The organism is Ferrovibrio sp., assembly GCF_036381655.1.
In the GTDB taxonomy this organism is placed as follows: Bacteria; Pseudomonadota; Alphaproteobacteria; order Ferrovibrionales; family Ferrovibrionaceae; genus Ferrovibrio.
In genome coordinates this window covers 24058-36584 of sequence record NZ_DASVCJ010000071.1, presented here as the reverse complement: position 1 = coordinate 36584, position 12527 = coordinate 24058, and the positions used below count along the sequence as shown (strand labels likewise).

At 65.8% G+C, this 12527-nt stretch carries 12 protein-coding genes and 1 other RNA gene; 9 read left to right on the top strand and 4 right to left on the bottom strand.

What is annotated here, in order from left to right; translation table 11 throughout:
• Window positions 1-183: 183 nt before the first annotated feature.
• From VF194_RS16400 to VF194_RS16390, 3 genes are all read right to left on the bottom strand, one after another.
• Window positions 184-693, bottom strand: a complete 510-nt coding sequence (locus VF194_RS16400; protein WP_330892270.1) for a TRAP transporter small permease — start codon at window positions 691-693, stop codon at window positions 184-186.
• A 75-nt stretch (window positions 694-768) separates the two neighbouring features.
• Window positions 769-1740 (bottom strand): TRAP transporter substrate-binding protein, encoded by a 972-nt coding sequence (locus tag VF194_RS16395; RefSeq protein WP_330892269.1) that lies wholly within the window; start codon window positions 1738-1740, stop codon window positions 769-771.
• A 215-nt stretch (window positions 1741-1955) separates the two neighbouring features.
• The gene (locus tag VF194_RS16390; RefSeq protein WP_330892268.1) at window positions 1956-2516 is read right to left on the bottom strand and encodes a winged helix DNA-binding protein; all 561 of its coding nucleotides are present in this window, start codon (window positions 2514-2516) and stop codon (window positions 1956-1958) included.
• A 232-nt stretch (window positions 2517-2748) separates the two neighbouring features.
• On the opposite strand from VF194_RS16390, the gene VF194_RS16385 reads away from it, so the two are divergent.
• From VF194_RS16385 to rnpB, 3 genes are all read left to right on the top strand, one after another.
• Window positions 2749-3642, top strand: a complete 894-nt coding sequence (locus tag VF194_RS16385) for a DMT family transporter (RefSeq protein ID WP_330892267.1) — start codon at window positions 2749-2751, stop codon at window positions 3640-3642.
• Window positions 3639-4445, top strand: coding sequence for an N-acetylmuramoyl-L-alanine amidase (locus VF194_RS16380; protein ID WP_330892266.1), 807 nt, complete (start codon window positions 3639-3641; stop codon window positions 4443-4445). Before VF194_RS16385 ends, VF194_RS16380 begins: the two co-directional genes overlap by 4 nt.
• Window positions 4446-4505: 60 nt before the next feature.
• Window positions 4506-4921, top strand: an RNA gene (gene rnpB / locus VF194_RS16375) — RNase P RNA component class A.
• 52 nt (window positions 4922-4973) lie between these two features.
• On the opposite strand, the gene VF194_RS16370 is transcribed toward rnpB, so the two are convergent.
• The gene (locus tag VF194_RS16370; protein WP_330892265.1) at window positions 4974-5486 is read right to left on the bottom strand and encodes a hypothetical protein; all 513 of its coding nucleotides are present in this window, start codon (window positions 5484-5486) and stop codon (window positions 4974-4976) included.
• Between the two features lie 414 nt (window positions 5487-5900).
• Between VF194_RS16370 and VF194_RS16365 the strand changes: the two genes are divergently transcribed.
• Genes VF194_RS16365 through VF194_RS16340 form a run of 6 tightly spaced genes read left to right on the top strand, consistent with a single transcriptional unit; the run spans window position 5901 to window position 12503 of the window.
• Window positions 5901-6278 carry a hypothetical protein gene (locus VF194_RS16365; protein WP_330892264.1) on the top strand — a complete coding sequence of 126 codons (378 nt, stop codon included), beginning with the start codon at window positions 5901-5903 and terminating at the stop codon, window positions 6276-6278.
• Window positions 6275-7282: a 16S rRNA (cytosine(1402)-N(4))-methyltransferase RsmH gene (rsmH, locus tag VF194_RS16360; protein WP_330892263.1), complete on the top strand. Its 1008-nt coding sequence runs from the start codon at window positions 6275-6277 to the stop codon at window positions 7280-7282. The genes VF194_RS16365 and rsmH overlap by 4 nt, the downstream gene beginning before the upstream one ends.
• The gene (ftsL, locus tag VF194_RS16355; RefSeq protein WP_330892262.1) at window positions 7279-7827 is read left to right on the top strand and encodes a cell division protein FtsL; all 549 of its coding nucleotides are present in this window, start codon (window positions 7279-7281) and stop codon (window positions 7825-7827) included. The genes rsmH and ftsL overlap by 4 nt, the downstream gene beginning before the upstream one ends.
• Window positions 7827-9602, top strand: a complete 1776-nt coding sequence (locus tag VF194_RS16350) for a penicillin-binding protein 2 (protein WP_330892261.1) — start codon at window positions 7827-7829, stop codon at window positions 9600-9602. Before ftsL ends, VF194_RS16350 begins: the two co-directional genes overlap by 1 nt.
• A complete protein-coding gene (locus VF194_RS16345) occupies window positions 9589-11079 on the top strand; it encodes a UDP-N-acetylmuramoyl-L-alanyl-D-glutamate--2,6-diaminopimelate ligase (protein WP_330892260.1) in 1491 nt (496 codons plus the stop codon). The genes VF194_RS16350 and VF194_RS16345 overlap by 14 nt, the downstream gene beginning before the upstream one ends.
• On the top strand, window positions 11079-12503 hold the full coding sequence (locus tag VF194_RS16340) for a UDP-N-acetylmuramoylalanyl-D-glutamyl-2,6-diaminopimelate--D-alanyl-D-alanine ligase (RefSeq protein ID WP_330892259.1): 1425 nt from the start codon (window positions 11079-11081) through the stop codon (window positions 12501-12503). Before VF194_RS16345 ends, VF194_RS16340 begins: the two co-directional genes overlap by 1 nt.
• Window positions 12504-12527: the final 24 nt, after the last annotated feature.

Genomic DNA, 12527 nt, shown 5'->3' with positions numbered 1-12527 from the left:
AGATGGTGGTCACCATCGCATCGCCGACCGGCCGCGCGGTGAACAGGGCCATGGCGATCCAGCCGCAGCTCAGCAGGCCCAGGCCGATCCACAGGCCGGCGGCGAACAGCGCGAACAGCGCGGCGATCAGGAAGAGGGCGATAAGAATCTGATCCATGATTTGTCCGTTCGGCCAATGCGGCCTTATTCGGTATGGGCGATCTCGTCCTTATCGGTGCGCGGAGCGTAGCCGCGCAGCACCAGGACGAACTCTTCGACGAAGGCCAGGCAGAACACGATGCTGCCGATCGCCATGCCGAGCTGCGGAATCCACAGCGGGGTGGCGTCGTTGCCGGAAGAGACATCGTGGAACTCGTAGGACCACCAGACCATCTTGGCGCTGTAGAAGGCCAGCGCGCCGCTGATCGCAATGGCGATCACGGCGCACCAGAGCTCCGATAGCCGCCGCATCTGCGGTGCCAGCCGGCCGATGATCAGCGTGACGCGGATGTGATCGCCATGCACGAAGGCATAGGCGAGCGCCAGGAAGGCCGATGCGGCCATGCAATAGCCCGCATAAGCGTCGAGGCCGCGCAGATAGAAACCGGCGAGCCGGCCGAAGATGCTGAGCAGGATGGTAGCCAGCAGCGCGATCATGAACAGGCCGGCGAGCCAGCCGCAGGCGCGGTAGAGCGGCGCGAGCGGAGATTGCATGGGAAACCTAATTGTCAGGAGAAACGAGGGGGCAGATGGAAAACGGGCGGAGGTGATTGCCTCCGCCCGTTCAGGTCACATCGCCTTATAGGCTTTGACGGCGGCCTCGCCATCGGCGCCGGCCTTCTTGAGCCACTCGGCCGACAGCGTTTCGCCGAGCTTCTTGAAGCCGGCGGCCAGTTCCGGCCCCGGCGGCTGCACGGTCATGCCGCCCTTGACCAATGCGGCCTTGGCGTCGTCGGCCTCGGCCTTCGACATGTCCCAGCCGCGCTTTTCGGCAATGGCGGCGGCTTCCAGCAGGGCCTTCTTCGAGGCGGCGTCGAGCTTGCCGAGCGCGTCGTTGTTGACGAAGACCATGTCCTTCGGCAGCCAGGCCTGCACGTCGTAGTAATACTTCAGGCTCTCCCACACCTTGGAATCGCGCCCCGTCGAGGGCGAGGTGATGAAGGAGTTCACGGTGTTGGTGGCGAGCGCCTGGGCCAGTTCGGCGGCCTGGATGGTGACTGGCTGGGCGCCGACCAGTTCGGCGATGCGGGCGGTGGTCGGATTGTAGGAGCGGAACTTCAGGCCCTTCATGTCGTCGAGGGTCTTGAGTTCCTTGTTGGCATAGAGGCCCTGCGCCGGCCACGGCACCACGTAAAGCAGCGTCATGCCCTGGGCCTGCAGCTTCTTCTCGATGATCGGCTTCGACGCCTTGTACAGCTTCATCGCGTCGTCATAGGAGGTGGCGAGGAAGGGAACGGTATCGATGCCGAAGATCGCCATCTCGTTCTCGACATTCGACATCAGCAATTCGCCGGCCTGGACCTGGCCGGTCTGCACGGCGCGCTTGATCTCGGGCACCTTGAACAGCGAGGCATTCGGATGCACGGTGATTTCGAGCTTGCCGTTCGACAGCTTCTTCACGTCGTCGGCGAAAAGCTGCAGGTTCTTGGAATGGAAATTGGTTGCCGGATAGCCGGCCGGCAGATCCCATTTGGTCTGCGCCATCACCGGCGTCGCAGCCAGCATCAACGCCAGCGCTGCGAGAATCGACTTTACCTGCATCGTCTACCCCCAAAGTTGCGGCCCGCACGATCGTCGGCCCTGGATATCCCTGCGCCGTCCTCACGGCGCGCCAGACGATGTCGAAACGTTGATAAATTGTCAACGAAAAATCAGCGAAACGCTATTGATCCGTCAGCGAACGATTTGAATAACGGCGATCTGGCGCGGCGCCGGGCTGACCGTTCAGATGGCCCGCAGCGCCAACATGGCGGGAGTTACAGCGACGCGGCGGCCCGCGCCGCCTGGTCGTAGATGCCGGACAGCGCCCGCATCAGATCGGCCATGCGGGAAAGATCGCCGCGCGGCTGGCCGATCAGCGCCATCGCGCTGATCAGCAGCTCCTCACGGATCTTGCGGTAAGCCTGACACAGGCTGCGACCGGTTTCCGTGGTGCTGTAGAAGATTTCCTTGCCGCGCCGCTCGCCGCTGACCAGGCCGAGACGTACCAGCTTTTTCATCGCGTAGTTGACGGTATGGGTATCCTCGATGTCGAGGACCAGGCAGATATCCGCCAGCCGTTTCGGCCGGTCGCGATGGTTGACGCTGTGCAGCACCAGCACGTCGAGCGCGGCGAGATCGCGCATGCCGGCGGCGCCCATGCAGCGCACGACCCAGCGGTTGAAGGCGTTGCCGGCCATCATCAGGCCGAATTCGAATTCGCTCAGCTCCATCAGCTGGCTCTCGGCGAGATGCGCGGAGGAGACGATCGGGCGATGCGGATCGCCTGCTGCTGAAGCGCTGCGGTTGTCGCCGCCGCCTTTGGTGATTCTGCGCATGGTGGCCATCTCGTATCCTGCCTGCCAAGTTCTGCGGCCAGCCCAGCTCACGCAAGAGGCGCCTTCATGCGGCGAATGCCCGCTAACCGGGCAGCGGTCGGCGACCGGCGAATCCGTCGCATACCCCCCTTGCAGCCAGCGCATGGCCCAGCCGCAATCAACCGTAGCCGCTTAGCCCTGCGCTTTGCTAGGGTCCCCGTCCATGAAGCCCCAACACCTTGCCCTCATGTTCTTGATCTGCGCGATCTGGGGCTGGAATTTCGTCATCACCAAAGTGGCGGTCAGCCACTTTCCGCCGATCTTCTTTACCGCCCTGCGGTTCCTGCTTGTCGCCGCCCTGATGCTGCCCTGGCTCAGGTGGCGGAAGGGGCAGATGTGGCTGGTCCTCTCCGCCGCCCTGTGCATGGGCACGCTGCATTTCTCCCTGATGGTTACCGGCATCGCCCTGGCCGACGACGTATCGGTGGTGGCGGTGGTCACCCAGCTGGGTGTTCCGATCGCCACCCTCATGGCCGTCCTCATGCTGGGCGAACGCATCCGGTGGAAGCGGAGTCTCGGCATCGCGCTGGCTTTCGGCGGAACGATGGTGATCAGTTTCGACCCGAAAGTATTAAGCTATCAGGGCGCCCTCATCCTGTGCCTGATTGCGGTCACGGTCATGTCTTTCGGCCAGATCATCATCCGGCGGATTCGCGACGTCGATACCTTCACCATGCAGGCCTGGGTCGGCCTGATCAGCGCCCCGAGCCTGCTGCTGATCTCGCTGCTGGCGGAAAATGGCCATCTGGAAAGCGTCCAATCGGCTTCCGCCTGGCATTGGACATCCGTCATCTACGCCGCAGTAGCGGTGTCCGTCATCGGACATGGCGGCACGTATTTCCTGCTGCGGCGCTATCCGGTCAGCATCGTCAATCCCGGCTTTACGCTGGCGCCTGTCCTGGGCGTCCTGTCAGGCGTGATGTTCCTGGGCGAACAGTTGAGCGCGCGGGTGCTGATTGGTACAGCCATTACCCTGTTCGGGGTGTTGATAGTGGCGCTTCGCGAGGCGCAAGCGGCCGAAGCGTGCGGGGCCACGTCGGCGGAGCCGGCGCTGGAGCCGATAGCAAATAGGATGGCAGGTCAATGATCGAGTTCGTAGACACACCATCGCCCAATTTCGACGAGCGTAACTGCCGCAAGCCGGTCGACATGGTGGTACTGCATTATACCGGGATGCCGAATGCCGCCGCGGCGCTGAAACGCCTGACCGATCCGGAAAGCAAAGTAAGCGCCCATTACTGCATCGACGAGGATGGCACGATCCATCGCCTCGTGCCGGAGGAGAAGCGGGCCTGGCATGCCGGCGTGTCCTATTGGCGCGGCGTGCGCGACGTCAATGCCCGTTCGATCGGCATCGAACTGGTCAATCCCGGCCATGAATTCGGCTATCGCGAATTCCCCAAGATGCAGATCGATGCCCTGCTGGCCTTGCTGAAGGATATCGCCGGGCGCTACGAGATCATGCCGGGCAATTACGTCGGCCATTCCGACATCGCGCCGCAGCGCAAGGAAGACCCGGGCGAGCTGTTTCCGTGGCATCGGCTGGCCGCGGAAGGTTTCGGCCGCTGGTGGTCGCCGGACTTCGCGGTTTCGCCGAATGCGCCGCGGCTGGCGCCCGGCGATCGCAGCGGCGCGGTGCTGGAGCTGCAGGTGGCGCTGGACCGGATCGGCTACGCCATCGAGGGCAGCGGCCTTTACGATTCCCTGACCGAGGGGGCTGTCCGGGCCTTCCAGCGCCATTGGCGGCCCGCCAAGGTGGACGGCATCAGCGATGCCGAGACCACCAGCCTGATTCACCATATCGCCGGACGCGCCCAGATCCGCCGCGCCGGCGTGGAGAAGGCCGCGGCAGAGAAAGCCGGAGCGGACAGCAAGAAGGCATCCGGCTGACCCGGGGCCCTTCCTTTCGGCTTGACGCGGACGGCGCACGCGCCTACCTGTGCGGCGGTGCCAGACGGCTGGACGGCCGCGCTTCATTCCGACGGAATGGGGTGAGGAAAGTCCGGGCTCCACGGAAACACGGTGCCGGGTAACGCCCGGCGGGGGCGACCCCAGGGACAGTGCCACAGAGAGCAGACCGCCACGATTGCCGGTCCCGGATCGGCCTCGTGGCAAGGGTGAAAGGGTGCGGTAAGAGCGCACCGCGCAACCGGCAACGGAAGCGGCATGGCAAACCCCACCGGGAGCAAGACCAAATAGGGATGGCGGCAGGCTCAAAAACCTGCGGAGCGGTTTCCGGCTCGCCATCCGGGTCGGTCGCGCGAGGCGTTCGGCAACGAACGTCCTAGAGGAATGGCCGTCCAACCCGTACAGGAAGCAGTTCCGATCCGGGCGGACAGAACCCGGCTTACAGGCCGTCTGGCACCTAATCTCGTACCCGCAGAAGAGGCCGTAATCGGGCAGGGCGGCCGGCGGCCTCTACCTATTCACCCGCAGGATGAAGGCGTCCGGGTTGATGGTCGGGCAGGCGGCCAGGAAGGGCTCGAATACCGCCGACAATCCCTGCTTGTTGCGCGTGTCCAGGCACCATTTCGTGCCGTCGCTGTCGCGCAGCGAGAGGCCGCCGGATTTCAGGTCCCAAAGCTGCGGCAATTGCCGCAGCATGGCCGTGTCCACCGCACAGGCCGAGATCACCAGCATGTGGCTCTGCGGCTCCATCGCCAGGCAATAGGCGGGATTGGCGGCGAAAAAGATCTGATAGCCGCCCTGCAGCGGCCGGCTGATGAAGAAGCCCTGGGTCTGGTTTTCGATGCTGAACTCGCAGGCAGACAGCAGCACCATCGGCCTGACGCGCTTCACGTCGTCGCGGATGAGTTGCGCCGTCAGGCACTGATTGTTGGCGGTGCCGGCGACGATGGAAAAGCGCTTCAGCGCCGGAATGTCGCGCGGCAGGAATTCGTCCGCTCGGGCGGATGCCGTCAGGCCGGCCAATCCCGCCGCCAGGATCGCGGCGGCAATCAGCCGGGCAACACTCGCTTTAAAGTTGCAGTTTCTCCGCGCGGGAAGATGAGGGCCGACGGTGCAATCCATGGCTGCTGGTGTAGTCCGGCTGATCGGCAGAGACAAGCCTGGAGTGCGTGAGAACAAATCGGGATATAACGAGAACATAATAGGATAACGGTTGGCGCAAGTCTCGGAGATCATTGGGCCGAATCGCCGTTGCAGCCGGCCTAATTCCATTGACGCCCATATTTCCCCATGCTATCCCATCTCATCCCAAGTCGGATGCCCATGGTGGGCCCGAGGGGCAGGGAGCGCGGGGGCGGGGTGGAAGTTTTCCTCTCAACCTTTCGGAATCGGATTGACGCGAAGGGCCGAGTCTCCGTCCCGGCGCCGTACCGTGCTTTGCTTGCCCGTAAGGATGCGGAAGGGGGTCTGATCCTCGGCCCCGACATTTCCGCTCCGGCCCTGGTGGCGGGTGGCCGCGATTATCTCGAAGGCGTCAACCGCCGGATCGACGAGTTGCCCGATCTGCATCCCGAACGCGAAATGCTGATCGACGGCCTGCTGCCGTTTCTCAACGAATTCAATCTCGACCAGGAAGGCCGGATCCAGCTCGGCGCCAGCTTTCTCGAGCATGCCGGATTGTCCGCCCCCGGCGAGGCGGTCTTCGTCGGCCGCCGCAACAGCTTCCAGATCTGGGAGCCGAAGGCCTGGGAGGCGCGCGCCGCCGAGGCGCGCAGCAAGGCCGCCGCCTATTTGCGCGGGGAGGCACGGCCGTGAGCCCGGTCGAGCGTCCGGCGCACGGCCATGAAAAAGCCGCAAGGGCGGCGCATCTGTCGGTTCTCTGCGCGGAAGTGGTCGCGGCGCTGGCGCCGCGCGCCGGAGAGGTATTCGTCGACGGCACCTTCGGGGCCGGGGGTTACAGTATGGCATTGCTCGATGCCGCAGAATGTCAGGTGATCGGCATCGATCGGGATCCCAGCGTACGCGGCCGGGCCGACCGGCTCGCCGCTGCTTATCCGCGGCGGTTCCACCTGGTCGAAGGCCGCTTCGGCGACATGCCTGATCTGCTGGCCGGCATCGGCATCGAAGCCGTCGACGGCGTCGCGCTCGATATCGGCGTCTCGTCGATGCAGCTCGATCAGCCGGAGCGCGGCTTTTCCTTCCAGCAGGACGGCCCGCTGGACATGCGCATGGGCGGCGGCGGCGAGACGGCGGCCGACATCGTCAACAGCCGCAGCGAAGCTGAGCTGGCCGACATTTTCTTCATCTATGGCGAAGAGCGGCGCGCCCGCGCCATCGCCCGCGCCATCGTTATGGCGCGGCTCGAAAAGCCGATCACCCGCACCCGCGAACTGGCCGAGATCGTCGCCCGCGTCGTCCGCGGCGTACCCGGCATCCACCCGGCGACCCGCACGTTCCAGGCGCTGCGCATCGCGGTGAATGACGAACTGGGCGAACTCAAGCGCGGTCTTGCCGCCGCCGAGAAGCTGCTCAAGCCGGAGGGGCGGCTGGCGGTCGTCTCGTTCCATTCGCTCGAGGATCGCGTGGTCAAGCGCTTCCTCGATCGCCGCAGCGGCAAGCAGGCCGGGGCCTCGCGCCACCTGCCGGCGGCAAAGGGCGCCGAGCGCAGGCCGTCTTTCAGCTTGCTTCACAAAGGCGCCGTGACGCCGGGCGAAGCCGAGATCGCCGCCAATCCGCGCGCGCGTTCGGCCAAGCTGCGGGCGGCCAAGCGCACGGCGGCGCCGGCCTGGCCCGATGACGACATGCGGGAGGCAGCATGAGCCGCGGCCTTTCCATTTTCGCCCTGCTGCTGCTGGCCGTGGTCTCCTTCGGCCTGTATCAGCTTTCCTACCAGGTCCAGGACCTCGAGGACGAACTGGTCGAGCTCAATCGCGCCCTCGGGCAGGAGCGCGAGACGATCGGCGTTCTGCAGGCCGAGTGGAGCTATCTGACCCGGCCCGAATATCTGCAGGACAAGGCCCAGCGACTGCTCGCCATGCGCTCGGCCACGGCGCAGGATATCGTCACCATCGAGGCGCTGCCCTGGCGGCAGGATCGCGGCGAGCCGCAGCAGCCGGGTGCGGGCAAGCTGCCGCAGATGCCGGCTCTGCCGCCGATGGCCTCGGCGCCGCCAGCCTCCAAGGCCGCGCCCGCCCTGGCCGCCGCTCCGGCCCCCGCCGCGCCGCAACTGTCTCCGCAATTGTCTCCGATCCCGGTTTCCGCCAAGGTCGTTCCCGGCGAGGCGATGGCCAAGTTCGACAGCGAAGTGGCCGCCGTGCTCAGCGCCATGCAGAACAGCGGCAAGGCCGCGGGGAAGGGGCGCTGATGGCCCTCTTCCGCCGCCAACCCAAGCCGAAGCCGCCCTGCACGCCGGCGGACATTCCCGGCAGCCCAAACCTGGTGCGCCTGGAGGGCGCCGCCAAGCAGGTGCTGGATACCTGCCGCGCCCGGCTGGTCATCGGGATCGGGTTGTTTTCGCTCACTTTCGTCGTACTGGCGGGACGCCTCGTCGAGTTGACCGTCTTCCGCGGCGCGGCCGAACCGGCCATTGCCCGCGTCAATCCCGACTTGAGCGCGCCGACCGTGCTGATGAACCGCCAGGCGATCGTCGACCGCAACGGCAATATGCTGGCCACCAATCTGAAGGTCGCCTCGCTTTATGCCGATCCGCACAAGGTGCTGAACGCGCAGGAAGCGGCGGTTCGGCTGGCGCAGGTGCTGCCCGAACTCTCCGCCGGCGAGGTGCAGGCGAAGCTGACTTCGGGCCGCAGCTTCGTCTGGCTCAAGCGCGGACTGACGCCGCGCGAGGAATACGAAGTCAACCGCCTGGGTATCCCCGGTCTTTATTTCCAGCCCGAACAGCGCCGCGTCTACCCGCAGGGTTCGCTGGCGGTTCATGTGCTCGGCTACACCGATATCGACGGCAACGGCATTTCCGGCATCGAGCAGTATTTCGATGAGCAACTGCGCGATCCCTCCCGCACGGGCGATCCGCTGCAGCTCAGCATCGATATCCGCGTGCAGCATGTCGTCCGCGACGAGCTGGCGAAGGCGGTCGATTATTTCCAGGCGATCGGCGGCGGCGGCATCGTCATGGACATCTATACCGGCGAAATCCTCGCCCTGGTCAGCCTGCCGGATTTCGATCCCGCCGATCCGGGCTCGGCCAGCAAGGATGCGCGCTTCAACCGGATTACGCTCGGCGTCTACGAAATGGGCTCGACCATGAAGACGCTGAACACCGCCATGGCGCTGGATTACGGCGTGGCCAAGCTGAGCAGCAGCTATGACGCGACGCATCCAATCCGTATCGGGCGCTTCACCATCCACGACGATCATCCGAAGGCCCGCTGGCTCACCGTGCCGGAGATCTACATGTATTCGTCGAATATCGGCTCGGCCAAGATGGCGGTCGATGTCGGCCCGGAGCGCCAGCGCGAATTCATGGCCCGGCTCGGCATGCTGAGCAAGCCGGCGATCGAGCTTCCCGAGGTCGGGGCGCCGCTGGTGCCGCGCAACTGGAAGACCACCGAGACCATGACCATCGCTTTCGGTCACGGCCTGTCGGTCACGCCGCTGCAGCTCTGCACCGCCACCGCGGCGATGATCAACGGCGGCGTGCTGCACCCGCCGACGCTGATCAAGCGGCCGCCGGGCCTGCCGGTGCCCGGGCATCAGGTGATCAGCCGCGAAGTCAGCGACATCATGCGCAAGCTCATGCTGCTCGTCGTCGAGGACGGCACGGGGAAAAAGGCGGAGGTGAACGGTTATCTGGTCGGCGGAAAGACCGGTACTTCCGAGAAGGTCAGCGGACGCGGCGGCTACAATCACAAGGCGCTGTTCAATACTTTCGTCGCGGGCTTTCCGATGAACAATCCGCGCTACATCGTGCAGATCATGCTGGACGAGCCGAAGGGCAATAAGAGCACCTACGGCTATGCCACGGCCGGTTGGACCTCCGCGCCAACGGCCAGCCGCGTCATCAGCCGCATCGCTCCTCTGCTTGGCGTGCCGCCGGTGGATGAAGATTCGCCCGCGATCAAGCAGGCGATGTATGTGCCCAATGTCACGTTGCCGGAGAAGAAGCTTGCGTCTCGGTGACCTCTGTCAGGATCTCGCGCTCGAGCCGCGCATTGCCGCGGTGGATGTTGCCGGTTTGACGGCCGACAGCCGCGCCGTGCGTCCGGGCTATGTCTTTGCCGCGCTGCGTGGCGTGCAGGCAGACGGCCATCGCTTCATTGGCGATGCGCGTGCCAAGGGCGCGGTTGCCGTGCTGAGCGATCAGGCCGATCCGGCCTATGCGGGACAGATAGCGTTTGTCACCGATCCCAATCCGCGGCGCCGTTTGGCGCTGATGGCGGCGGCTTTCTTCCCGGCCCAGCCGAGCACCATCGTTGCCGTCACCGGCACCAACGGCAAGACCTCGGTGGCGAATTTCGCCGCGCAGATCTGGACGCGTCTGGGCATCAAAAGCGCCAGTCTCGGCACGCTCGGCCTGCACGGCGCCGGCCTTGCCGAACCGGTCGCCCATACCACGCCCGATCCGGTGCGGCTGCACGAGCTGCTGAGCCGCGCCAAGCAGGCCGGTATCGAGCATCTGGCGCTGGAAGCCTCCAGCCACGGCCTCGATCAGTTCCGGCTCGATGGCGTCAGGATCAAGGCGGCGGCGTTCACCAACTTGACCCGCGACCACATGGATTACCATGCGACGGTCGAGGCCTATTTCGCCGCCAAGCTGCGCCTGTTCGGCAGCCTGCTGCCGCAGAATGGCACAGCGGTGATAAATATGGATTCGGCGCTCGGGGCGAAGGTGGAAGACGTTTGCCGCAGGCGCGGCCAGCGGCTGCTCCGCTACGGCATGCTGGGCAGCGAATTGAAGCTGCTTTCGGCGGTGCCGCATCCCGGCGGCCTGCAGATCGAAGCGGAAGTTCTGGGCGTCCGCCGCGACTGCGATCTGCCGCTGATCGGCAGCTTCCAGGCCGGCAATGTGCTGGCGGCCCTCGGTCTTGTCATCGGCGCCGGCGGACATGCGGCGGCGGCCTGGGATGCGCTTGCGAAGCTGGAAGGCGTGCCCGGCCGCATGCAGATCGCCGGCCGGCGCGGCAACGGCGCCGCGGTTTTCATCGACTATGCCCATACGCCGGATGCGCTCGAGACCGTGCTGAAGGCGGCCCGGCCGCATACGACGCAGCGCCTGGCCGTCGTCTTTGGCTGCGGCGGCGATCGCGATCGCGGCAAACGCCCGCTGATGGGCGAGATCGCCGCGAAATTCGCCGACCTCGTTTACGTGACGGACGACAATCCGCGCAGCGAAGATCCGGCCGCCATCCGCAGCGCGATCATGGCGGTTTGCCCGCAGGCCATCGAGATCGACGACCGGCGCGCGGCGATCAATGCCGCCATCGAAGCCCTGCGGCCGGGAGACTTGCTGCTGATCGCGGGCAAAGGTCACGAGCAGGGGCAGATCGTCGGCGCCGAAGTGCGCCCCTTCGACGACCTGATTGTCGCACGCGAAGCTTTGTCGGCGGTGGACGCCGGCTCTGGTTCGGGCATTGCACCATACGGAGGTAAATATTAATGGAAGCTTTCGCGCTCTGGACCTCCGCCGAAGCCGCCCGCGCCACTCAGGGCGGCAGCGAGACCTTCTGGACCGCCAGCGGGGTGTCGATCGACAGCCGCGCAATCGGTTTCGGCGATCTTTTCGTCGCTTTGCGGGGGCCCAATTTCGACGGCCATGTCTTCGTCGCCGATGCGCTCGCCAAGGGCGCCGCCGCCGCGATGGTCGACCGCGTGCCGGAAACCCTGCCGCCGGGCGCCAATCTGCTGCTGGTGAAAGATACCTTCCAGGCGCTGAACGATCTGGCCGCTGCGGCACGGCAGCGCTGCGGCGCCAAGGTGATCGCGGTGACCGGCAGCGTCGGCAAGACTTCGACCAAGGAGATGCTGCGCCACGTATTGGCCGATCAGGCGGCGACCCATGCCACGACAGGCAACCTCAACAATCACTGGGGAGTGCCGCTGACGCTTGCCCGCATGCCGGTGGACAGCCGTTTCGCCGTGATCGAGATGGGCATGAACCATGCCGGCGAGATCGCGCCGCTGTCCAGGCTGGCCCGGCCGCAGAGCGCCATCATCACGGCGGTCGAGGCGGTGCATCTGGAGAATTTCGCCAGCATCGCAGGCATCGCCGATGCGAAGGCCGAGATTTTCGCCGGGCTGGAGCCGGGCGGCGTGGCGATCGTCAACCGGGACAACCCGCATTTCGCACGGATCGCCGAAGCGGCGCGCGCTGCCGGCGCGGCGACGGTGATCGGCTTCGGCGAGCATCCCGAAGCCCAGGCGCGTCTGGTCAAATACGCCCCGCATGCGGATTGCTCCTGCGTTGCGGCGGAAATCCTCGGCCATCCGATGACCTTCAAGATCGGCGCGCCGGGACGGCACTGGGTGCTGAACGCGCTGGCCGTTCTGGCGGCGGCGCAGATCGCTGGTGCCGATCTGGCGCAGGCCGGCATGGCGCTGGCCCGGATCACCGCGCCGAAGGGGCGCGGCGAGCGGCATGTGCTGTCCTGGCGCGACGGCGGCGATATCGAACTGATCGACGACAGCTACAATGCCAGCCCGCCCAGCATGCGCGCCGCCTTCGCGGTGCTGGCCATGGCCAAGCCGCGCGCGCCGCGCGGCCGGCGCATTGCCGTGCTGGGCGACATGCTCGAGCTCGGCCCCGATGCCGAAGCCGCCCATGCCGGGCTGGCGCAGGATCTGTCCGGCGTCGACCTGGTCTTCGCGGCCGGCCCCCTGATGCGGGCGCTCTATGAGGCGCTGCCGGCGCAAAAGCGCGGCCATCTGGCGGCGAATTCGACCGAACTGATCCAGCCGCTGCGCCGTGCCATCCGCGGCGGCGATGTGTTGCTGGTCAAAGGTTCGCATGGCAGCCGGATGGACCGGATCGTCGAGGACCTGCTGGCTCCGGCGCCGGAGCCGCGCGCCGCCAATGGCTGGTGACCGGGTTGGTGATCGGAGGAAGGT